The sequence below is a fragment of the Yokenella regensburgei genome, from assembly GCF_051486985.1.
Classification (GTDB): domain Bacteria; phylum Pseudomonadota; class Gammaproteobacteria; order Enterobacterales; family Enterobacteriaceae; genus CBFFRJ01.
The window spans coordinates 19,885-42,918 of record NZ_JAHVDV010000032.1 but is presented as its reverse complement, the minus strand read 5'-3'; the positions used below and the strand labels follow the sequence as shown (position 1 = coordinate 42,918).

At 54.6% G+C, this 23,034-nt stretch carries 20 protein-coding genes; 16 read left to right on the top strand and 4 right to left on the bottom strand.

The genetic code is table 11. The annotated features are described in order from the left end of the window. The first annotated feature begins 195 nt into the window (after positions 1–195). From iraP to KXR87_RS19195, 5 genes are all read left to right on the top strand, one after another. Positions 196–486, top strand: a complete 291-nt coding sequence (gene iraP / locus KXR87_RS19215; protein WP_437433811.1) for an anti-adapter protein IraP — start codon at positions 196–198, stop codon at positions 484–486. A 71-nt stretch (positions 487–557) separates the two neighbouring features. Continuing rightward, positions 558–1,973, top strand: a complete 1,416-nt coding sequence (phoA, locus tag KXR87_RS19210) for an alkaline phosphatase (RefSeq protein ID WP_437433810.1) — start codon at positions 558–560, stop codon at positions 1,971–1,973. A gap of 89 nt (positions 1,974–2,062) precedes the next feature. Continuing rightward, positions 2,063–2,383 (top strand): phosphate starvation-inducible protein PsiF, encoded by a 321-nt coding sequence (gene psiF / locus KXR87_RS19205; protein ID WP_437433809.1) that lies wholly within the window; start codon positions 2,063–2,065, stop codon positions 2,381–2,383. Positions 2,384–2,473: 90 nt separating this feature from the next. Next, a complete protein-coding gene (gene adrA / locus KXR87_RS19200) occupies positions 2,474–3,589 on the top strand; it encodes a diguanylate cyclase AdrA (protein ID WP_437433808.1) in 1,116 nt (371 codons plus the stop codon). Between the two features lie 142 nt (positions 3,590–3,731). Continuing rightward, positions 3,732–5,255, top strand: coding sequence for an FAD-dependent oxidoreductase (locus KXR87_RS19195; protein WP_437433807.1), 1,524 nt, complete (start codon positions 3,732–3,734; stop codon positions 5,253–5,255). Between the two features lie 40 nt (positions 5,256–5,295). Here the strand turns inward: KXR87_RS19195 and proC are convergent, their stop codons facing one another. Next, entirely contained in the window at positions 5,296–6,102 is an 807-nt protein-coding gene (gene proC / locus KXR87_RS19190; protein WP_437433806.1) for a pyrroline-5-carboxylate reductase, read from the bottom strand. Positions 6,103–6,240: 138 nt separating this feature from the next. Here proC and KXR87_RS19185 point away from each other — a divergent pair, with 138 nt between their 5' ends. The 5 genes from KXR87_RS19185 to ppnP all read left to right on the top strand — a co-directional run bounded on the left by KXR87_RS19185 (position 6,241) and on the right by ppnP (position 9,018). Further along, the gene (locus KXR87_RS19185; protein ID WP_437433805.1) at positions 6,241–6,699 is read left to right on the top strand and encodes a YaiI/YqxD family protein; all 459 of its coding nucleotides are present in this window, start codon (positions 6,241–6,243) and stop codon (positions 6,697–6,699) included. Positions 6,700–6,968: 269 nt separating this feature from the next. After that, positions 6,969–7,493, top strand: coding sequence for a shikimate kinase AroL (aroL, locus tag KXR87_RS19180; RefSeq protein ID WP_437433804.1), 525 nt, complete (start codon positions 6,969–6,971; stop codon positions 7,491–7,493). A gap of 49 nt (positions 7,494–7,542) precedes the next feature. Continuing rightward, positions 7,543–7,734: a protein YaiA gene (yaiA, locus tag KXR87_RS19175; protein ID WP_437433803.1), complete on the top strand. Its 192-nt coding sequence runs from the start codon at positions 7,543–7,545 to the stop codon at positions 7,732–7,734. A 241-nt stretch (positions 7,735–7,975) separates the two neighbouring features. Continuing rightward, on the top strand, positions 7,976–8,653 hold the full coding sequence (locus KXR87_RS19170; protein ID WP_437433802.1) for an AroM family protein: 678 nt from the start codon (positions 7,976–7,978) through the stop codon (positions 8,651–8,653). Between the two features lie 80 nt (positions 8,654–8,733). Next, positions 8,734–9,018 carry a pyrimidine/purine nucleoside phosphorylase gene (gene ppnP / locus KXR87_RS19165; protein ID WP_437433801.1) on the top strand — a complete coding sequence of 95 codons (285 nt, stop codon included), beginning with the start codon at positions 8,734–8,736 and terminating at the stop codon, positions 9,016–9,018. 56 nt (positions 9,019–9,074) lie between these two features. Here ppnP and rdgC read toward each other — a convergent pair whose 3' ends face one another. Then, entirely contained in the window at positions 9,075–9,986 is a 912-nt protein-coding gene (rdgC, locus tag KXR87_RS19160; RefSeq protein WP_437433800.1) for a recombination-associated protein RdgC, read from the bottom strand. Between the two features lie 99 nt (positions 9,987–10,085). On the opposite strand from rdgC, the gene mak reads away from it, so the two are divergent. Next, on the top strand, positions 10,086–10,991 hold the full coding sequence (mak, locus tag KXR87_RS19155) for a fructokinase (RefSeq protein ID WP_437433799.1): 906 nt from the start codon (positions 10,086–10,088) through the stop codon (positions 10,989–10,991). A 45-nt stretch (positions 10,992–11,036) separates the two neighbouring features. Here mak and sbcC read toward each other — a convergent pair whose 3' ends face one another. After that, positions 11,037–14,180 (bottom strand): exonuclease subunit SbcC, encoded by a 3,144-nt coding sequence (sbcC, locus tag KXR87_RS19150; protein ID WP_437433798.1) that lies wholly within the window; start codon positions 14,178–14,180, stop codon positions 11,037–11,039. Next, positions 14,177–15,379: an exonuclease subunit SbcD gene (sbcD, locus tag KXR87_RS19145; RefSeq protein ID WP_437433797.1), complete on the bottom strand. Its 1,203-nt coding sequence runs from the start codon at positions 15,377–15,379 to the stop codon at positions 14,177–14,179. Before sbcD ends, sbcC begins: the two co-directional genes overlap by 4 nt. Before the next feature lie 196 nt (positions 15,380–15,575). Between sbcD and phoB the strand changes: the two genes are divergently transcribed. The 5 genes from phoB (at position 15,576) to malZ (ending at position 22,842) form a co-directional block, all read left to right on the top strand. Then, a complete protein-coding gene (gene phoB, locus KXR87_RS19140; RefSeq protein ID WP_437433796.1) occupies positions 15,576–16,265 on the top strand; it encodes a phosphate response regulator transcription factor PhoB in 690 nt (229 codons plus the stop codon). A gap of 21 nt (positions 16,266–16,286) precedes the next feature. After that, complete coding sequence (gene phoR, locus KXR87_RS19135; protein ID WP_437433795.1) at positions 16,287–17,579, top strand: phosphate regulon sensor histidine kinase PhoR; 1,293 nt, start codon at positions 16,287–16,289, stop codon at positions 17,577–17,579. 407 nt (positions 17,580–17,986) lie between these two features. Continuing rightward, positions 17,987–19,306: a branched-chain amino acid transporter carrier protein BrnQ gene (brnQ, locus tag KXR87_RS19130; protein WP_437433794.1), complete on the top strand. Its 1,320-nt coding sequence runs from the start codon at positions 17,987–17,989 to the stop codon at positions 19,304–19,306. Between the two features lie 79 nt (positions 19,307–19,385). Further along, the gene (gene proY, locus KXR87_RS19125) at positions 19,386–20,741 is read left to right on the top strand and encodes a proline-specific permease ProY (protein ID WP_437433793.1); all 1,356 of its coding nucleotides are present in this window, start codon (positions 19,386–19,388) and stop codon (positions 20,739–20,741) included. Between the two features lie 283 nt (positions 20,742–21,024). Then, positions 21,025–22,842: a maltodextrin glucosidase gene (gene malZ, locus KXR87_RS19120; RefSeq protein ID WP_437433792.1), complete on the top strand. Its 1,818-nt coding sequence runs from the start codon at positions 21,025–21,027 to the stop codon at positions 22,840–22,842. Positions 22,843–23,034: the final 192 nt, after the last annotated feature.

Sequence of the window (23,034 nt, the reverse complement as noted above, 5' to 3'; positions counted from 1 at the left end):
CGGTTTTTAGCCGTTATTTTTTCAGCGTTGAGTTGGCCATTGTACGCTTTTGTAGCAGAGAAACGTTTCGCTAATACGCTTTTAATATTATGAGTTGCAAGTCACGGATTTTGACTAAAAATAGTAGTTGCATCTGCTTTGCAACTACTAATGAGAATGCTAACTTCAGCGGATCTCACATAAGGAAATAGCACTATGAAAAATCTCATTGCAGAATTATTAGTGAAACTTGCCCAAAAGGAAGAAGAGTCCAAAGAACTGGTTGCGCAGGTGGAGGCGCTTGAGATCGTCGTAACGGCACTGTTACGACAGATGGCGCAACCGGAGCAGCAGGCGCTTATCGACAGCATCGAAGGTGCAATGGATGATATTTCGCCGGATTCAGAGGTTCCCCCGCAGGATAGGGAGTTACTTCAACAATACTTAAAAAAGCTTTTAAGGCACCCGCGCAACCAGGTTGGTAAGGAAGGTCAGATTGTCATCTGACTGTCATGCGCGCTGCCTATAGTCGCTCTGTTTTTTATTTCTTTTAAGTATTTTTACACGGAGAAAATAAATTGAAACAGAGCGCATTATTCCTTGCCTTATTTCCGATGCTGTTTACCCCTGTTATTTATGCTGAGACCTCTTCGACGGCAGTATTGGAAACGCGTGCCGCGCAAGGCGATATTACGGCCCAGGGCGGCGCTCGCCGTTTAAGTGGCGATCAGACCGATGCTATTCGCGCTTCACTGAATGATAAGCCCGCTAAAAATATCATTTTGCTCATTGGCGATGGGATGGGCGACTCCGAAATTACCGCTGCACGAAATTATGCTGAAGGTGCGGGTGGCTATTTCAAAGGTATAGATGCCCTACCGCTGACGGGGCAATATACGCACTATGCGCTCGATAAAAAAACGGGCAAACCTGATTATGTTACCGACTCGGCCGCGTCTGCGACCGCATGGTCTACCGGCGTGAAGACCTACAATGGCGCGCTGGGTGTCGATATCCATGAAAAAGATCATATGACGATTCTGGAAATGGCAAAGGCCGCAGGCCTGGCAACCGGCAACGTCTCGACAGCGGAGTTACAGGACGCCACCCCCGCAGCCCTGGTTTCCCATGTTATTTCGCGTAAATGCTACGGCCCGAGCGTGACCAGCGAAAAATGCGCTGCTAACGCACTGGAAAAAGGTGGCAAAGGATCAATTACGGAACAACTGCTCAACGCCCGTGCGGACGTCACGCTGGGTGGCGGCGCAAAAACTTTCAGCGAAGCGGCCACGGCAGGTGAATGGAAAGGTAAGACACTGCGTGAGCAGGCGCAGGCGCGCGGCTACCAACTGGTAGGCGATGCTGCTGGCCTTGCCGCCATTACTGATGCCAGTCAGGATAAACCGCTGTTGGGTCTGTTCTCTGAAGGCAATATGCCGGTACGCTGGGAAGGACCAAAAGCCTCTTTGCACGGCAATACCGATAAACCCGCCGTAACCTGTACGCCGAATGCTAAACGCAACGACACCATTCCGACTCTGGCGCAAATGACCGATAAGGCCCTTGAGCTGCTGAGCAAAAATGAGAAAGGCTTCTTCCTGCAGGTCGAAGGTGCTTCCATTGACAAACAGGATCACGCTGCCAATCCATGTGGTCAGATAGGTGAAACGGTCGATCTTGACGAAGCGGTACAAAAAGCACTCGCGTTCGCGAAAAAAAAGGGCAACACGCTGGTTATCGTAACCGCTGACCATGCGCATGCCAGCCAGATCATCCCTGCTGATACCAAAGCGCCGGGCCTGAGCCAGTTGCTCAATACCAAAGACGGCACGGTGATGGCGATGACATATGGCAACTCTGAAGAAGAGTCTATGGAACATACCGGCACGCAGATACGTATTGCTGCCTATGGTCCTCATGCCGCCAACGTGGTTGGCCTCACCGATCAGACTGACCTGTTCTTCACTATGAAAGCAGCGCTTGGTCTGAAATAAGAGCCGCCCGGCGGGAATTTCTTCCGTCGGGTGGTTTTTTTACCCGTACAGACCATTCTTAAGAAGCAAACTTCAAGAAGGATGGTGCTATGAAAATAACCTTACTGGTCACGCTCCTGTTCGGTCTTGTGTTCGTCACGGCGCTTAGCGCTGCTGAAAAACCTCTTACTCCTCAACAACAACGAATGACCCTGTGTAATCAACAAGCGAACGTCCAGACGCTCTCCGGCGATGCCCGCAAGCAATACATGAGTGACTGCCTGAAAAATACCCACACTGAACCTGGTCAAAAAAGCCTGTCACCGCAGCAGCAAAAGATGCGCGAGTGCAATTCACAGGCCACTCAGCAATCGCTTAAAGGTGAAGATCGCAGCAAGTTCATGAGTGCCTGTCTGAAAAAAACCGGCTAAGCCGAACGGGTGAGCGGCATCCTTCGCTCACCCGAAATTTCATACTTTCTCCCCACACCCCCTCTCTATAATTTGGGAAATTGTTTCAGAATGTTCCCAAAAATTATGAGTGATAATAGCTTTTATACCGACGAAGAGGCGGGCAAGGAGGGCAACGTCAAGCGTCGCGACGAGGATCGTTACAGCGACGGTCTGCATTTCGCGCGACGGGAGAGATTGCCTCGTGCCGTAGGGCTTGCATGTCTGTTCTTCCCGCTGGCCGCCGAACTGGTATCCAGGCCGACGGCGGGAGGCTGGTGGGTACTACTGGTGCTCTGGACGTTCGTCTGGCCCCATCTGGCCTGGCAGCTTTCCTCGCGATCCAGCGATCCGCTCACCAGCGAAATACACAACCTGAAGGCAGATGCCATCTTCGCAGGGGTCTGGATGGCGTTAACCGGCCTGAACCTGATGCCGTCGCTGGCGCTCGCCATCATGGTCATCACCACCACCATGTGCGCGGGGGGCACGCGTCTTTGTATCGCAGCCGTGATTCTGACTTTGGTATCTGGTCTGACAACGCTCAAACTCACCGGTGTGGCCGTCAACCCGGTCAGTTCGCCATTTACCGTCTGGCTGACTGTGCCAGTCCTGCTTATCTATCCGCTGCTCTTTTCCTGGGTGAGCTACCGGACTATGGCGCGCATGGAGGAGCACCGGCGACGGCTTCAGGAGATGAGCATCCGTGATGGCATGACAGGGGTTTATAACCGGCGTCATTGGGAAACGTTACTGCGCAGCGAGTATGATCACTCCAGACGGCACCAGCGCGTCGCAACGCTGTTACTTATCGACGTTGATCATTTTAAGTTGATCAATGATACCCACGGTCACGATATTGGCGATGAAGCGATCATTGCGATCACGCGTCATCTCCAGCTCAGCCTGCGGGGAAGTGATGTGATTGGTCGTTTTGGCGGCGACGAGTTTGCCATCATTATGGGCGGCACTTCCTCCGAAAATGCTATCGCAGCCATGGCGCGGGTGCACGATCGCCTGGCGACCTTCCGCCTTACCAGTGTCCCCCAGCTTGAACTGCACATCAGCGTAGGCATTGCCTCGCTGACCGAAGAGATGACCCATCATCGTGAATGGCTAAAATCTGCCGATCTGGCCCTTTATAAAGCGAAAAAAGCGGGGCGCAATCGTACTGAAGTGGCTGCCTGAAACCTCCCGTCTTGTTGCTCAACGTCTAATCTCTGCCAGGCTTAAAGCGTCACCATTACCTTTTGTGTGTCTTTATTTTTCCTCGTGGTGTGCGCTGTCTGGCGTTACGACCCTTTTCCCACACTGGTACGAGAGCACTGTTATGAGCTATCAATTTGTAACTGAAATCAATAAATTACCCGAAGGTCAGCCGGTAAAATTTGAAGTATCTGGTACCTCGATTATCCTCATTCGTACTCTGGCCCAGGTGCGGGCGTTTCAAAGTAAATGCCCGCATGCAGGCGCGCCGCTGGAGCAAGGGGCGGTATGTGAAGGTCGCCTTGTCTGCCCGTGGCATAAGGCAGAGTTTGACATCCGAAACGGACAGTGGCTGGAGCCGTTAGCCCTCTCCAGCCTGAAACAGTACCCGGTTCTGATTGAGGAAAATCGGGTGATGGTCAACCCGCGCCCGATGTCTCCTGCACGTTTTCCCCAGATCCGTGGCGATGAAGAAGAGACCACCGTTATTGTGGGAACGGGGGCGGCTGGCAGTGCGGCAGCCATCACCCTGCAGGATGAAGGTTATAAGGGGCGGCTGATCCTGATTGATAAAGAGGATGATGCACCTTATGACCGTACAGCACTGAGCAAATTTGTCCCGGCGGGAAAGATGAAGATCGGCGAAGTGCCGCATATTCTGGATGAAGCCTTTTATCATCAGCCTGGCGTTGAAAGCGTGCGTGGGGAGGTCACCCAGCTCAACAGCCGCGAGCACCTGCTGACATTGAGCAGTGGCAATACTATCCGTTATGACAAGCTTCTGCTGGCGACGGGCGGGCAGCCCGTGTGGCCTGAAACCGAAGGCAGAGAGCTGGGCGGCGTGCATGTCCTGCGTGATATACACCAGGCGGAGCAGTTGTTAAATGACGTTGAGCGTGAGCAACAGCTGGTGATTATCGGTAACAGCTTTATTGCTATGGAACTGGCGGCAGCATTACGTAATCAGGACATAAATGTCACCGTCGTCTCCCGCCATGAACTCCCTTTTGTTCCGCAGTTTGGCGAGGAAATGGGGCGTCACTTCTTTGAACTGCACAAACAAAATGGTGTGAAATTCGTGACCGGTGAGCCTGCTGCTCTGCAGGGGAACGGGCAGGTGCATAGCGTGGTGCTTAAAAATGGCCGCACCCTGCCTGCGCATGTGGTGGTATTTGCCACGGGCGTTACTCCCTCTACGGCGTTCGTCCATGATCTTCATCGTGAAGAGGATGGCAGCCTGACTGTCGATGAAATGCTTACGGCTGCGCCGGACGTTTGGGCCGTAGGGGACATTGCGAGCTATCCTGCTCCCGAAGGGCGTCGGCGCATTGAACACTGGCGTGTTGCGCAGCAGCAGGGCCATCTGGCGGCGCTGAATATGATGGGCGCGCAGCACCGCTTTACTCAGGTGCCCTTTTTCTGGACGACCCACTTTGGCACCCGATTTGAGTACCTGGGCTACGCCGCAGACTGGGACAGCACAAAAATGCTCGGCTCCTTCGACAGCAAGCGCTTTGCGGTGCTTTACGGCGAGGAGGGGATATTAAAAGCTGTGCTGAGCAGCGGAGAGTACACGCAAACCGCGGCACTGCTGCTGAAGATGCAGCGGCCGCTCAGCCTTGACGCGGCCAGCGAAATGTTTGCCTGAGGAGAGGCGCCACCGGTGAACCTGCCTGTGGCGCACTCCTTTATTTGCTCAGTGCTTCAGACTTCGCCATACAGGCCTGCATGGCATCCATGATGGCCGCGCGAAAACCTTTCTCTTCCAGCACTTTTACCGCTTCAATGGTCGTTCCTCCTGGCGAGCAGACCATATCTTTAAGCTCGCCGGGGTGCTTACCGGTTTCCAGCACCATTTTTGCCGATCCCATGACCGCCTGCGCCGCAAAGCGGTAAGCTTGCGCACGGGGCATACCGCCAAGCACGGCGGCATCGGCCATCGCTTCAATGAACATAAACACGTAGGCAGGGGCGGAACCACTGACGCCCACCACCGGGTGGATCATGGATTCAGAAACGACTTCCGCTTCGCCAAAACTTCGGAATATGCTCAGTACATCGGCGATATCTGCATCAGTCACCAGCGCGTTGGCGGTGACGGAGGTCATGCCAGCATTCACCAGCGAAGGGGTATTTGGCATGGTGCGGATGATTTTGCGATCGTGGCCGAGCGCGCGCGCCAGTTGATCCAGCGTGACGCCGGCAGCAATGGAGACAACCAGGGTCTCTTTATTCAGGCTGGACGCCACATCGCTGAGGACTTTAATCATGATGTTAGGTTTGACCGCACCGAAGACGATATCCGCAACCTGGGCCACTTCCTGCGCGCTCTGGGCAGCGTTAATCCCATATTCATCATGCAGAGCCGCAACCTTGTCCGGCGACGGGGTGTAGACCCAGATCTGTCCAGGCTGTACCTGACCACTGGCAATAAGCCCACCCAGAATCGCTTTACCCATATTGCCGCAGCCGATAAAACCGATTTTTTTCTCCATTCCCTCTGTCTCTCCGCTGATAGTGTGTTGTGGGCTATAGCTTAACGCATGACGGTGATGCAGGGCTAAATCTTAACGTTATGCTTTGCGTGCCCTGGATTTAACGCCACAATGAACGCAACTAACTGAGAGGTCAGCATGGTGATTTGGGTTGATGCGGACGCCTGTCCGAATGTAATTAAAGAGATTCTTTTTCGTGCCGCCGAGCGCACGCAAACGCCGCTAACATTGGTGGCAAACCAGAATATCCGCGTTCCACCGTCCCGTTTTATACGTTCAGTGAGGGTCGCGGCGGGTTTTGACGTCGCTGATAACGAAATCGTCCGTCTCTGCGGACAAGGGGATCTGGTTATCACCGCCGACATTCCTCTCGCGGCGGAGGTCCTGGCAAAAGGGGGCGAAGCGCTTAATCCACGTGGCGAGCGCTATACCGAGGCGACCATAAAAGAGAGGCTGACCATGCGCGATTTTATGGACACCCTGCGTGCCAGCGGTATTCAGACCGGCGGCCCGGACAGCCTGACCCAGCGCGATCGTCAGCAATTTGCCGCGCAACTGGATAAATGGTTACTGGAGCGGCAACGTCGTCAGGGATAGCCTTCACATTATGACTGTCATGTGAATATGTTACGCTTACTTCGCCCGTAGCCTTGTCAACCGTCATGAGTTTAAGTAAGGTTATCGCTACACGGGTTGCATTAAAATCTTTACGCTCAAACCAGGCGTCGTTTCTGGATTTAGTCGGAGCGGGATGCAAATAATACTTTCATATGTAAAGATTAATTTACGACCGCAAGACACCACGCGGGGTGATCAATCACTTTCATTTTTCATGCACCTTGCAACATCTGAGGGAACATCAGTTCATGACGCTACCCATCTTTCTCATTGGCGCACGCGGCTGCGGAAAAACCACCATCGGTCATGCGCTTTCGCAGTTACAGTCCTGTAAGTTTGTTGACACCGACCACTGGCTGCAGGAACAGGCGCAGATGACCGTTGCGCAGTTGGTTTGTCAGGAAGGCTGGCAGGGCTTTCGGGCCAGAGAGACGCAAGCGCTGGAGGCGGTCACGGCACCTGCTCATGTGGTTGCGACGGGCGGGGGGATCGTTCTGAGCGAATATAATCGTCAGTTCATGCGTGAAAAAGGGCTGGTCTTTTATCTGCACGCCCCGGTTTCGGTGTTGGTGGATCGTCTGGAAGCTTATCCACACGAGAGCCAGCGCCCGACGCTCACCGGTAAGCCGATTCGCGAAGAGGTCAGTGAGGTGCTGGCCGGGCGGGATGCACTCTACCGTGAGACTGCGCATCACGTTGTCGATGCTTCGGCGAGCCTTGATGAGGTTATTGCTGAAATTCGTCACGCGATCGGTATGGCCCGCGCCAGTTAGCGAAACGATTGTCTATACTTAAAGCCTGACTGAAATAAAAGGAAAAGTCATGGCCAGTAAACCACCCTATCCAAGAGAAGCCCGTGTCGTTACCATCGAAAAAGGCGCGACCGGGCAGACTGTTACCTGGTATCAGCTCCGTGCCGATCACCCTAAACCTGATGCCTTGATAAGTGAACATCCTACGGAGCAGGAAGCCCTTGATGCAAAACGTCGCTATGAGGACCCGGAAAAAAGTTGATGCCTGAGGTGCTCCTACTGCTGTTCCGTAAAGGCTGAAAAAGAGGTTTTCGTCACATTATTCACCCTGGTAAAGTGGATGATGACCGATAATAATCAAACGTTATTAAATCATTCTGGAAACTTCCGGAAACTGGAAGAGAGGTGGTTATCCGACGCGAATGCACGGGATGCCACTCAGTTGTACTTCCGGTTTCCGCCGAAGCCTGAATAAACGTGCAGTGTTGCAAGGCGGATATACAATGAGTGCGACCCTGGCAATCCTCACCATCGGTGTGGTGCCTGTAAAAGAGATCTTACCGCTGTTGACCGAACATATTTCTGAACAGCAAATTACCCATGTTAGCTTGCTCGGCAACATGGAACCAGAAGAGGTCCAAAAGGAATATTACCTTGAGCCAGGGCAAACCCCCCTGCCAACCCGGCTGAGTGACGAGAACATCGTCAGTGTTTCACGCGAGAAAGTGGAACGCGATCTGCAAAGTGTCATTGAAGTGCTTGATAACCAGGGCTACGACGTCATTTTGCTGATGAGCACTGCGCCGATTCGTGGCCTGAGTGCGAGAAATGCCATTCTTATCGAACCGCAACGCATTATTCCGCCGCTGGTCGCCTCTATTGTTGACGGACACCAGGTCGGGGTTATTGTGCCTATTCCGGAGCTGATGGCTCAACAGAGACAAAAGTGGGCGCTGCTTGAGAACGAACCCTACTATGAACTGGCCCACCCCTTCCAGGCGACGGAATATGAGCTGGTAGAAGCAGGAAAAAGCCTGATCGACCAGGGGGCCGATGTTTTAATGCTTAATTGCCTTGGCTTTCATCAATGGCACCGCGATTTATTCCAGAAAGCCCTCGATGTGCCGGTATTACTCTCTAACGTGCTGGTGGCGCGGCTGGCGTCGGAACTGCTGGTATAGGTCTTTTTCGCGTGACAGAGATGAAGTCTGGCCTCTATAGTGGTTTTCCATACGTTTTCTTAAAATAAAAGGGCCAGTACATGCTTCAGAGTAATGAATACTTTTCCGGTAAAGTGAAATCCATTGGTTTTACCAGCAGCAGTACGGGTCGTGCCAGCGTTGGCGTGATGGCTGAAGGGGAATATACCTTTGGGACCGCACAACCTGAAGAGATGACGGTGGTAAGTGGTGCGTTACATGTCCTGCTGCCAGGCGAAACTGAGTGGAAAACTTATGCTGCCGGAGAGGTGTTCCATGTGCCGGGCCACAGTGAATTTCATCTGCAGATTGCAGAGCCTTCTTCCTATCTCTGCCGCTACCTGTAAGCCAGATTCAAAAAAATGCCCGGACAGACCGGGCTTTTTTTATGCAGAGTCAGCGGTCAGCGCTGGGCTTCGCCGCCAAGCCCTTCCACCAGACTATGAATCAGCGTCGAGAGTTCACCGGTCATCAGAATAAAGTCAGCATCGAAACGCTGAGCCACGTCATCCCGGTCAATGTCCTGATTCTGGTCACGAATTTCATCGCCAAATTTCAGCCGTTTGATAGATCCATCGTCGCAGACAACAAACTGCACGCGCTGTTGCCAGTCGAGGGCCAGTTTCGTCACTACTTTTCCGGCTTCGATGTGCACGGCGATTTCGTCACTGACCAGCTCCTGCTTTTTACAGCGAATCACGCCGCCATCTTCCAGCATCGCCTTAAGCTCTGCTTCATCAAGCAGCTGGAAACCCTGGGCAACGGTGCCGGAGCGTACCCATTCAGTCAGCGTCAGTTCAATGGGATTTTCCATAGTGAGCGGAACCACCGGCAGGGAGCCAAGGCTTTTACGCAGCAATGCCAGCGTATCTTCAGCCTTTTTCGCGCTTGCGCTGTCGACCATAATCAGCCCGTTGACCGTATCAATCCACATCATGGTCTGGCTGAAACGGCTGAAAGCGCGAGGCAGCAAAGAGTGCAGCACTTCGTCTTTCAGCGAGTCTTTTTCAGTTTTCTTCAGTTTGCGGCCCTGATCGGCTTCCAGGCGGGAAATTTTTGCTTCCAGCGCCTGTTTCACCACCGGAGAAGGGAGAATTTTTTCTTCTTTGCGGGCGCAAATAATAATCTGGCCGTTGGCAGTGTGGGTCAGCGCATCACTGTGTGAACCCATCGGTGGAACCCACCCGGTTTTCGCCATATCCTGACTACCGCATGGGGTAAACGATAGTGGGGCAAGCTGTTTTTCCATCTCTTCCGCCTGCAACGCAACATCGCGGCTGAGACGGTATACCATTAAATTTTTAAACCACAGCATGATTTTTTCCACGGCCTTGTCGTTAAATGCAGCGGGCATGATACCCAATTGTCGCCACGCTTGCATGTGAATGCGTTGTCCAACTATGAGGAGCATTGTGTGCGTATTGGTATTGATTTAGGTGGCACGAAGACAGAAATTATCGCGCTGAGCGACGGCGGGGAGGAGTTGTTTCGCCACCGCCAGGCAACCCCGCGTGATTATCATCAAACCATTGAACTGATTGCTTCTCTTGTTTTTCTTACCGAAAAAGAGACCGGCCAAACCGGCACGGTGGGAATGGGCATTCCGGGCTCAATTTCCCCTTATACCGGCGTGGTGAAGAATGCCAATTCGACCTGGCTGAACGGTAAACCTTTTGATAAAGATCTGAGCCAGCGTCTGAATCGCGAGGTGCGACTGGCAAACGATGCCAACTGCCTGGCGGTGTCAGAAGCCGTGGACGGCGCAGCGGCAGGGGCGCAAACCGTCTTTGCGGTGATCATTGGCACGGGGTGCGGATCGGGCGTGGCTCTCAGCGGCCGATCCCATATCGGCGGCAACGGCACGGCCGGAGAGTGGGGCCATAATCCCCTGCCGTGGATGGATGAAGATGAGCTGCGCTATCGTGCCGAGGTTCCCTGTTATTGTGGCAAACAGGGCTGCATTGAAACCTTTATTTCCGGCACCGGCTTTGGCACCGACTACCAGCGTTTAAGTGGTAAATCACTCAAAGGGAACGAGATAGTTCGTCTGGTAGAGGAACAGGACCCGGTTGCTGAACTGGCGTTAAGCCGTTACGAGTTGCGTCTGGCCAAGTCGCTGGCCCATGTGGTGAATATTCTTGACCCGGATGTCATTGTGCTCGGCGGTGGCATGAGCAACGTTGAGCGTCTCTATAAAACAGTACCTGGTCTGATAAAGCATTGGGTCTTTGGCGGGGAGTGTGAAACGCCGATTCGCAAAGCGCTTCATGGTGACTCCAGCGGCGTTCGCGGCGCCGCCTGGCTGTGGCCACAGGCGTAGCGCAAAGCATGTACCCGGCGATCGTCACACCGCCGGGTACATGCGTCATTTCTCTACCGCAAAAACCTTATCCAGCTTGCTGTACCCCAGCCCGTTGATTTTTCGCACTTTGATCTGCACCGGGATCCGCTCCTTCATGGCCTCGACGTGGCTGATGACCCCAATGGTCTTCCCGGTCGCGTTCAGCGCATCGAGGGCATCCAGTGCCGTATCCAGCGTTTCGCTGTCGAGGGTGCCAAAACCTTCATCAAGGAACAGCGAATCGATACGGGTTTTATGACTGACCAGGTCCGAGAGCGCCAGCGCCAGCGCCAGACTGACAAGAAAACTTTCCCCGCCGGAAAGCGTTCGTGTATCACGCACTGCATCTGCCTGCCAGGTATCGATCACCTCCAGTTCGAGGGCTTCACTCGCTTTACGTTTAAGCAGATAACGTCCATGCAGGCGGTTAAGCTGGTTATTGGCGAGCCAGACCAGGTTATCAAGCGTTAACCCCTGGGCGAACTTACGGAATTTATCGCCATCCCTGGAGCCGATAAGCTGGGAAAGATGGCTCCAGTCCTCGCAGCGGGCCGAGATGTGATGGATCTCCTGCATCAGCGACTGCAGGCGCTGGCGATTATCCGCATCCTGTTTGATCTGCTGGCGAAGCGCGCCCTGACGGGTAGTGTTTTCGCGAAGCTCACCGGCAAGCACCGTCTGCGCCTGCTGACTTTTCTCCCTGGTGGCGTCCTCATCCAGTCCGGCGGGTGGCCGGGCAGTATGCATATCCAGAGCCTGAGCGGCGCTGGAGACCAGCGTCCGGGTTTGCTGAAGGTCGCTCTCCAGCCGCTGGCGTAACTGCTCCAGCCGCAGACGCTCGGCATCATCCAGCAGGGCGGCAAGGAACGACTGCTCATCAACAAACTCACTGTCTGCCAGCGCACCGGCAAACTGTTTTTCCAGCGCGCTCAGGCGCTCTGCTTCCTGGGCGAGTTGCTGTTGCAGGGTCTGCCACTGGCTTTGCAGTGAGACGCACTCGTTATGCACCTGCTGCCAGTTCTCCAGCGGGGCGGTCGTAGTGGCGTCGTCGCAGGCCTCGTCCGGCAGCGTATCGATAACCGGCGCGAGTCGGGCAATATTTTCATGCAGGGCGGTAAACGCCGCCTGTTTCTCCTGCCATTCTTCCGCTTCCCGGGTGCGTTCGGCCAGCCATGCTGTTGCTTCTCCTTCAGCTGGCAGGGTCAGCCCCAGTGGCTCCAGCAAGGCTGCCAGCGTGGCGCGACGGGCATCCGCGCTCTCCTGATACTGTGCCACCTGCTGACGAAGCTCGTTTATCTGAGTCTGTAACGACTGGCGCTGACCGAGCTGATAGAGCTGATGTTCATACGCATCCTGCGCGGCCTGCCAACTGGTAAGATCGTGCCGGGGCGGCATGTCAATGTTCAGCGCCGCGCAGAGGGTTGCCCACTCCTCACGCAGCGTCTGCTCATCCTGCTGCAAAATTTTGGCTTCACGCTCCTCTTTTTCATACCGCTCCGCCAGTCCCTTGAGGCGTTCGCTGAGGGCCACGCCCTCTTCCTTTATTGTGCGGACTTCACTGTCCAGCGCATCGCGGCGAGCCTGATTGACGCCTGGCACAATGGCCTGATAGTCGGCAATAGCCGGGTGGCTGGTCGAGCCGCAAAGCGGGCAGGGAGTATCGGGCTGCAGCCGGGCACGTTCATTTTCCAGACGATGGATACGTTCCTCAAGTTCGCAAAGGGTACGAATGTCGGTCAGGAGCTGATTTTTTTCTTTATATTGCGCCCGTTTTTGCGCCAGTTCTTCCTCATACTTTTTACGCTGCGCATCCAGTTCAGTAAGGCTTTGCTGCCGCCGGGAGAGATGGTTTTGCAATGGTGCAAAGCGGGCGTGAAGCGCGTGCAGACGCTGGCGCAATGGGCGCTGTTGTGCGCTGTGTGACATCGCAGCAGCCACCTCTTCCGCGGTCATTTCCAGCGAAACAGTCGTCAGCGTGCGTAACTTCTCTTCATTTTGCGTGAGTCGGGATTGCAGGGCCTGCCAGGGTTTTTTATCCTCTTCCTGCTGACTGAGCATGGCGCGCCAGCCTGCCAGCTCATTCTGCCAGCGCTGGAAACGGGCGTTATCGGCAAGCCAGGTTTTTAGGGATATCTGGGATGCCATTAACTGTGCATGCTGGTGCACCGCTGTCGCGCGAATGCGCCCACGCAGCGTGCGACTGGCATGTAAGCGAGTGTTCACTTCTTCGCTCTGACGATGGCCGTTTTGCCACTGCAGACGCTGTTCCTGAAGGCGAGACCAGACCGGTTGTAGCGCCAGCGCGGGCTGGGCGCGGCTGAGCAGGGCCAGTTGAGGCTGGGCATCGGTGTAAGCCTGGGTAGCCTGCGCGTTTGCAGCCTGCGCCCGATGCAGATCGGTTTGCAATTCATGGCTGCGGTTAAGCCAGTTCAGCTGCGTCTGCGCGGCCTGCTGTCTCGTCAGCAGACGCGCTTCCTCGTCAGTGAGCGCCTGCAAACCTGTGGTGAGCGCCTGACGTTGCTCCTCATTGAGCAGCACAACGCCTTCGGCCTGTGCCTGGTACTTTTCCAGTTCCGTTCTGGCGAGTTTGTGTTTTTCAAACACGCTCGCGGAAATCTGCCCGTAAATCTCAGTGCCCGTCAGTTCTTCCAGCAACTCCGCCCGCTCTTTGGGTCTGGCGTTGAGAAACGCAGCAAATTGCCCCTGCGAAAGCAGCATTGAACGGGTAAAGCGGCCATAGTCCAGACCGGTCAGGGAGGCGGTGAGCTCCAGCTTGTCTTTGACTTTATCGGCGAGGATCCGGCCATCAGCACATTGCGCCAGCTCGACACGCGGCACCTGCAAATTACCGTCCGGCTGATTGCGGGCACGGGTCTGGCTCCAGAAAGCGCGATAGGCTATGCCTTTCACCTCAAATTCCACTTCCGCAAGACAGTCAGCGGTGTCACGGGTCATCAAGTCATTCTGCGACTGTGAAACGTTATTCAGGCGCGGTGTTTCGTGATACAGCGCGAGACAAATGGCATCCAGCAGAGTGGTTTTCCCGGCCCCCGTCGCCCCGGTAATGGCAAACAACCCATTGCTGGCAAAAGGCTCGGCGGTGAAATCAATCTTCCACTCCCCTTTCAGGGAGTTGAGGTTTTTCAGGCGCAGGCTAAGAATTTTCATGCATCATGCTCCTGATGTAATTCATGCAGTGTTTCGCTAAACAGCGCCTGTAATCTGCTCTGCTGCGATGCATCAAGCTCTTCCAGTGCCAGGCGACGGGCAAAGACATCCTCAACGTTCAGTTCGCTCAGCGTTTCGCGTAGCTCGCCTGCGAGAATGCGATCCCTCTGTTCCCGACTGCGGCGGACCAGCAGCACCTCGACGGGCAATTCGGCCGTCAGCTGTTGAATTTTGCGCTGCATATCGCCGAGGTAGTCGTCGGTGGCAATTTCAATATCAAGCCAGACAGGACGCGCAGCATCATGATGCCGCCACTGTTCAAGCTGCTGCCGGATGGCATCAAGATCGCCCTTGATGACGCCAAGTGACTGAGTCACTGGTACTTCCAGGGGAGTCACCTCGCTCAGTGTTCCCTCGCTGAAGGTCACCAGATTGACATATTTGTTTTTGCCGGTTTCATCAAAGCTGAGGGCGATAGGGGATCCGCAGTAACGGATATGCTCATGTCCGCCAATTTTTTGTGGCCGGTGAATATGGCCTAATGCGATGTAATCGGCAGGGGGGAAATTCTGTGCGGGGAAGGCGTCAAGGGTACCTATGTAGATCTCGCGCACGGCATCGCTCTTGCTGGCCCCGACGGTGGTGAGATGGCCGCTGGCAATAATGGGAATGGCTTTATCACCGCGAAGTACGCAGGCTGCATCATGTTGTTGCTGATAATAATCGGTAATGGCCCTTAACAGCTGCTGCTGCTTTTGCTGCCCCGATAGCCCTGCCTGGCTGGTGACGATATCGCGCGGACGTAAAAACGGTACCGGGCAGAACACCGCACCAGGCGTACCATCGCGCAGCGGTAAATAGAATGGGGCGCTTCCCGCACTGGCCACGACGGTGGTTTTCAGCCAGGCCAGAATATCTTTTGATTCATTGAGGGTGGCAACTGAATCGTGATTACCTGCCAGCACCACCAGCCGGCAGCCGGTACTCTGCAGCTTCACCACAAACTGGTTGTAGAGTTCGCGCGCATAACTGGGGGGCGAGCCGGTATCAAAGATGTCACCTGCGACAATAATCGCGTCGACCTGATGTTCTTCCGCGGTGATCAGGAGCCAGGAGAGAAAAGCGTCGTGCTCTGCGGCACGGCTTTTACTGTAAAAGTTCTGACCGAGGTGCCAGTCCGAGGTATGAATGATGCGCATAGCGGTTCCGTGGCAAAAAAGCGTAAACGGGATTATAACATTCAAGGGCCTATGAGCCGCCAGCGAAAGCGCTTAGCTGCTGTCATATAACGAAATGATGCGTCATCTGTTGGTCATTTGTTTCATAAATCTGTCACAAAAGTGACGCATACTGGCGCCGCGATTGACTGATGACTTTAATTAAACAGGGCAAATTATGGCAAGACGCATTCTGGTCGTAGAAGATGAAGCTCCCATTCGTGAGATGGTCTGTTTCGTGCTTGAGCAAAACGGCTTTCAACCTGTCGAAGCGGAAGATTATGACAGCGCGGTGAACCAACTGAATGAACCCTGGCCAGACCTGATTTTGCTGGACTGGATGTTGCCAGGCGGCTCTGGCATCCAGTTTATTAAACACCTCAAGCGTGAGGCCATGACCCGGGAAATACCGGTGATGATGCTGACCGCGCGTGGCGAAGAAGAAGACCGTGTGCGTGGCCTGGAAACCGGTGCCGACGATTACATCACCAAACCCTTTTCCCCTAAAGAGCTGGTCGCGCGTATCAAAGCGGTCATGCGCCGTATCTCGCCGATGGCGGTAGAAGAAGTTATCGAAATGCAGGGGCTGAGCCTCGACCCGAGTTCGCATCGCGTGATGACCGGTGAAAATCCGCTGGACATGGGGCCGACGGAGTTTAAGCTGTTGCACTTCTTTATGACCCATCCCGAACGCGTCTACAGCCGCGAGCAACTGCTCAACCACGTCTGGGGTACCAATGTGTACGTAGAAGATCGCACGGTGGACGTGCATATTCGCCGCTTGCGAAAAGCGCTGGAAACCAGCGGCCACGATCGTATGGTGCAGACCGTTCGCGGCACGGGTTATCGGTTCTCGACCCGTTTCTGAAATCTGACAGGAGTGTGACGCGTGCTCGAACGGCTGTCATGGAAAAGGCTGGTACTCGAACTCATCCTATGTTGTCTACCTGCTGCGCTGCTTGGCGCATTCTTCGGTTATCTGCCCTGGTTTTTACTGGTGGCCGTTACCGGCTTACTGGCCTGGCATTTCTGGAATTTAATGCGTCTGTCCTGGTGGTTATGGGTCGATAAAAGCATGACCCCGCCGCCGGGCACCGGAAGCTGGGAGCCACTGCTTTATGGTCTGCATCAGATGCAGATGCGTAATAAAAAACGGCGCCGTGAGCTGGGTAATCTCATTAAGCGTTTTCGCAGCGGTGCGGAGTCATTACCGGATGCCGTGGTGCTCACCACGGAGGAAGGCGCCATTTTTTGGTGTAACGGTCTTGCCCAACAGCTTCTCAATTTACGCTGGCCGGATGATAACGGGCAAAACATCCTCAACCTCCTGCGTTACCCGGAATTTACCCGCTATTACAAAGCAAAACAGTTCGATCGCCCATTGAACCTGGTGCTGAACAATGGCCGTCATCTCGAAATGCGCATGATGCCTTACAGCGAGCAGCAGCTGCTGATGGTGGCGCGTGATGTAACGCAGATGCATCAGCTTGAAGGGGCGCGACGTAATTTCTTTGCTAACGTCAGCCATGAACTGCGCACGCCGTTAACGGTTTTACAGGGCTATCTGGAAATGATGCAGGAGCAGACGCTGGAAGGGCTGCCGCGTGAAAAAGCGCTGCATACCATGCGGGAGCAAACCTCGCGGATGGAAGGTCTGGTAAAGCAATTGCTAACGCTTTCAAAAATCGAAGCCGCGCCAATTACGCCGCCCAATGAAATCATTGATGTGCCGATGATGCTACGGGTGGTAGAGAGAGAAGCGCAAACCTTAAGCCACAATAAGCACGAACTGGAATTTGTGGTCGATGGCGCCCTCAAAGTGCTGGGCAACGATGAGCAACTGCGAAGTGCAATATCAAACCTGGTTTATAACGCGGTGAACCACACGCCGCCTGGTACACATATTACGGTGCGCTGGCATCGGGTGGCGCAGGGCGCGCAGTTTAGTGTGGAAGATACCGGGCCGGGAATTGCCGCTGAGCACATTCCACGCCTGACGGAGCGGTTTTACCGTGTGGATAAAGCCCGTTCCCGACAGACCGGCGGCAGTGGTCTGGGTCTGGCGATTGTGAAGCATGCGGTCAGCCACCACGACAGCAAACTCGCCATTGAAAGTACGCCGGGTAAAGGCACTCGCTTTAGCTTTACGCTGCCGGAACGACTGGTGAAGAACGCAGGCTGACACTAAGGTGTCAGCTTTTCTTTCCATTCCTCTCTGCGGGGGTTCATTTTTCACTCCCCCTTTCCATCTATTCATCCACAGAATATGGCTTCGCTGCTTTTTTGTTCGCATGATTAGCCATCCGTTTTTCTTATATACAGCATCATCCTCTGGACTTTTTTTTAGATCTGGAATAACCATCTGGTTTTGCGATCCCTTATTGCCTTTAAACGTTATAAGCGTTTAAATTGCGCCCCGGTGGTCGTCAGACCCACTGTATTTGCGTGGTAAATCGAAAAACTATTCTCCGCCACGTGATGAGGGAAGTATTTCCCGCTTCGTTTCAGGACCTTGCCGCTGTAATGTTCCGCACGACAAGGCGAAAATTTCAACATTTGCATCACCACATCCACAGGCAGTAAACGTTTATGACCCATCATTTAAAACCACGAGACATTGTTGCTCTGGGCTTTATGACCTTTGCGTTGTTTGTCGGCGCAGGCAATATCATTTTTCCTCCCATGGTCGGTTTGCAGGCAGGCGAGCACGTCTGGACTGCATCAATTGGCTTTTTGATTACTGCCGTAGGTCTGCCGGTGCTGACCGTGATAGCGCTGGCCAAAGTCGGCGGCGGAGTGGACAGCCTCAGCACGCCTATCGGTAAAGTTGCGGGCGTACTGCTGGCGACGGTGTGCTATCTGGCCGTTGGGCCATTGTTTGCCACGCCGCGCACGGCGACCGTCTCGTTTGAAGTCGGCATTGCACCGCTGACCGGTGAAGGCCCTCTGCCTTTGCTTATCTACAGCGTTATCTATTTTGCGCTGGTGATTCTGGTGTCGCTCTATCCGGGCAAGCTGCTGGATACCGTAGGTAACTTCCTGGCACCGCTGAAAATTATTGCGCTGGTGATCCTCTCTGTTGCGGCGATTGTCTGGCCGGCAGGCCCGATCAGCCACGCGATGGAGGCATACCAGCATGCGGCCTTCTCCAATGGCTTCGTCAATGGTTACCTGACGATGGACACCCTGGGGGCAATGGTATTCGGTATTGTGATTGTTAACGCCGCCCGTTCTCGCGGTGTCACCGAAGCGCGTCTGTTGACCCGTTATACCGTCTGGGCTGGTCTGATGGCCGGTGTGGGCCTGACGCTGCTCTATCTGGCCCTGTTCCGCCTGGGTTCAGATAGCTCTTCACTGGTGGATCAGTCTGCTAACGGCGCAGCCATTCTGCATGCCTATGTTGCTCACACCTTTGGTGGCGCAGGTAGCTTCCTGCTGGCGGCGCTGATCTTTATTGCCTGCCTGGTAACGGCAGTTGGCCTCACCTGTGCCTGCGCGGAGTTCTTTGCTCAGTACCTGCCGCTCTCCTATCGCGCGCTGGTGTTTATCCTCGGTATCTTCTCAATGGCGGTGTCGAATCTGGGTCTGAGCCATCTGATTCAGATCTCTATTCCGGTACTGACAATGATCTATCCGCCCTGTATCGTCCTCGTCGTGTTGAGCTTCACCCGCTCGTGGTGGCATAATTCGTCCCGCGTCATTGCTCCGGCGATGTTTATCAGCCTGCTGTTTGGCGTGCTGGACGGCATTAAAGCTTCTGCATTCAGCGATATGCTGCCGGCCTGGACCCAGCGTTTGCCGTTGGCAGAGCAGGGACTCGCCTGGTTGATGCCAACGCTGGTGATGGTGGTTCTGGCCGCAGGCTGGGATCGTGCAGCCGGTCGTCGGGTGACCTCCTCCGCACATTAATCAGCGCGGCATGGTTTGCTAACCACGGGACTTCTGGTCCCGTGGTTTTTTGTTTTTTTAAATCCTGGAACGGGAAACGATGGAAAGTACGAACAAACTAAAGCGAGGGTTGAGTACCCGACACATCCGCTTTATGGCCCTTGGGTCGGCGATTGGCACCGGGCTGTTTTACGGCTCGGCAGATGCTATCAAGATGGCGGGGCCGAGCGTCCTGCTGGCTTACATGATTGGTGGCGTCGCAGCCTATATCATCATGCGCGCGCTGGGCGAGATGTCCGTGCACAATCCTTCCGCCAGTTCGTTCTCCCGTTATGCCCAGGAAAACCTGGGGCCGCTGGCCGGTTATATCACCGGCTGGACCTACTGCTTTGAAATTCTGATTGTTGCCATCGCTGATGTGACGGCCTTTGGGATTTATATGGGAGTCTGGTTCCCGACGGTGCCGCACTGGATATGGGTACTTAGCGTGGTGCTTATCATCTGCGCCATCAACCTGATGAGTGTCAAAGTGTTCGGCGAGCTGGAATTCTGGTTCTCCTTCTTCAAAGTCGCCACCATTATCATCATGATTGCTGCCGGATTTGGCATCATCATCTGGGGTATCGGGAACGGCGGTCAGCCCACCGGGATCAGCAATTTGTGGACTAACGGCGGCTTCTTCAGCAATGGCTGGATGGGCATGGTGATGTCGCTGCAGATGGTCATGTTTGCCTACGGCGGCATTGAGATCATCGGTATCACCGCCGGCGAAGCGAAAGACCCGGAGAAGTCCATTCCCCGCGCCATTAACTCCGTGCCGATGCGTATTCTGGTGTTCTATGTCGGCACACTGTTTGTGATCATGTCTATTTACCCGTGGAACCAGGTGGGCACTAACGGGAGCCCCTTTGTGCTGACTTTCCAGCATCTCGGCATTACCTTTGCTGCCAGTATCCTGAACTTCGTGGTACTGACCGCATCGCTGTCGGCCATTAACAGCGATGTCTTTGGCGTGGGGCGTATGCTGCACGGCATGGCAGAGCAGGGCAGTGCGCCGAAAATCTTCGCTAAAACATCGAGCAAGGGCATTCCTTGGGTGACGGTACTGGTGATGACGCTGGCGCTGCTGTCGGCGGTATATCTCAATTACATCATGCCGGAAAATGTCTTCCTGGTGATCGCCTCGCTGGCAACCTTTGCCACCGTCTGGGTCTGGATAATGATCCTGCTTTCGCAGGTGGCCTTCCGCCGCCGTCTCTCTGCCGATGAAGTTAACGCCCTGAAATTTAAAGTCCCCGGCGGCGTGGCGACCACGATAGCGGGTCTGCTTTTCCTGGTCTTTATTATCGCGCTGATTGGCTGGCACCCGGAGACGCGCATCTCGCTGTACGTGGGTTGCGCCTGGATTGTACTGTTGCTGGTTGGCTGGATGTTTGTACGCAAGAAGCTCGCATAGCATGCGATCCCATGCCCGGTGCGCCTGTTCGCGCCGGGCATAGAGAGTAAAGAGTTAACACGACGGTGAGGGGCCACCTCATGTCCCTGCTTTGCCACTTACCTTACCTTTCCTGAACTTACTGCGTGCCTGACCTGTGCACCAGCAGGCTCCTGTCTGCGAACGACGGTTATGCCTCGCGCTCTGCGCCCTGGCCCTCACCCCCATAAAAAAACAGAAAAGATGAGTCTGCAAGACTACATTTGTGCAAGAGTGACGCCATTTTTGACGAAGGGGAAAGTCGATGTTGCATGCCTGGCATTTGCCTGTTGCGCCGTTTGTGAAGCAGAACAAAGATCAACTGGTCATTACCCTCTGGCTCACCGGAAATACACTCCCGGCCCGCGTCACACTTCGGGCAGATGTTGATAACGAAGAGACATCATTCATCATGCGCCGGGTGCGTATCGCCCCGAAACCGGGCGTAACGGCGTGGCGGGCAACCCTCTCACTGGAGAGTGGTCAGCCACGTCGCCGCTACAGCTTTAAGCTGCTGTGGGAGGACCGCCAGATGTGGTTCGGCCCGCAGGGGCTGACGCGCTTCCCGCCGGCACGACTGGAACAGTTTGCAGTGGACTGCCCGGATTTGGGGCCGCAGTGGGTGGCAGAACAGGTATTTTATCAGATCTTTCCGGATCGTTTTGCCCGCAGCGAGAAGGGCAACGATCAGCACGATAAGGTCTATTTTCACCATGCGGCGAAACAGGAGATTGTGCTTCGTGAGTGGGATGAGCCGCTGACGGGAGAAGCCGGAGGATCCACCTTTTATGGCGGCTGCCTTGAAGGCATCAGCGAAAAGCTGCCTTATCTGCGCAAACTCGGAGTGACCGCACTCTACCTTAACCCCATTTTTGTTGCCCCCAGTGTGCATAAGTACGATACGGAAGATTACCGTAGGGTCGACCCGCGCTTTGGTGGCGATCAGGCGCTGCTTCGTCTGCGCCGCAATACCCACAAACTCGGGATGCGGCTGGTGCTGGACGGCGTGTTTAACCACAGCGGCGACTCTCACGCCTGGTTTGACCGGCATAACCGGGGCACTACCGGGGCATGCCATAACCCGGCCTCGACCTGGCGTGAGTGGTACAGTTTCCACGAGGATGGCCGCGCCCGCGACTGGCTCGGCTACCCCAGTCTGCCCAAGCTGGATTATCAGGCGCAAACGCTGGTAGAGGAAATTTATCAGGGTGAAGACAGTATTGTTCGCCACTGGCTGAAAGCCCCGTGGAACATGGATGGCTGGCGACTGGATGTGGTGCATATGCTCGGTGAAGCAGGGGGGGCGCGCAACAATTTGCAGCATGTTGCGGGCATTACCAGAGCGGCGAAAGAGACGCAGCCGCAGGCCTATATTGTGGGTGAGCATTTTGGTGACGCACGGCAGTGGCTACAGGCGGATGTGGAAGATGCCGCCATGAACTACCGGGGATTCACCTTTCCGGTCTGGGCGTTCCTTGCCAGTACCGACATCTCTATGGATCCGCAACGCATCGATGCCCAGACCTGCATGGCATGGATGGATAACTACCGGGCCGGGCTCTCCCATGAGCAGCAGATTCGCATGTTCAATCAGCTCGACAGCCATGATACGCCGCGTTTCAAAACCGTACTGGGTAAAGAGGTGGCGCGCCTGCCGCTGGCGGTGATCTGGCTGTTTACCTGGCCTGGCGTACCCTGCATCTATTATGGTGATGAAGTGGGGCTGGACGGCGCGAACGATCCTTTCTGCCGCAAACCTTTCCCCTGGGACAAAGCAAAGCAGGATAGTGTCCTGCTGGCCTTATACCAACGCATGACGAAGCTTCGGCGGCGAAGCCAGGCGCTGTGTTACGGAGGGTGTCAGGTCGTGTACGCAGAGGAGAATGTGGTGGTATTCCTTCGTCTCTGGCAGCAGGAAAGGGTGCTGGTTGCCATCAACCGGGGCGAACCCTGTGAGGTTGTGCTGGCTGACTCTCCACTGTTAGATGCCAGAAGCTGGCACGGTAAAGAGGGCAAAGGCACGCTGACCGATGGGGTGTTGTCACTTCCCGCGGTGTCGGCAACCGTCTGGCAGGGGAATTAATCACTATGGCCTTAACCAGGCCATATTTATTTCTTGAATAGAACAATCAATTATATTTTCATCAGTGATGAAAATAGCGGGGGTTCACTATTGTTAATACTTTAATCTGCATTTTATGCCGCCAGCGACGTATACTCTCCTTCCCTTGAGGATGTTATATGTTCAATTAAAAGGATTTTGAACGGCATGGAG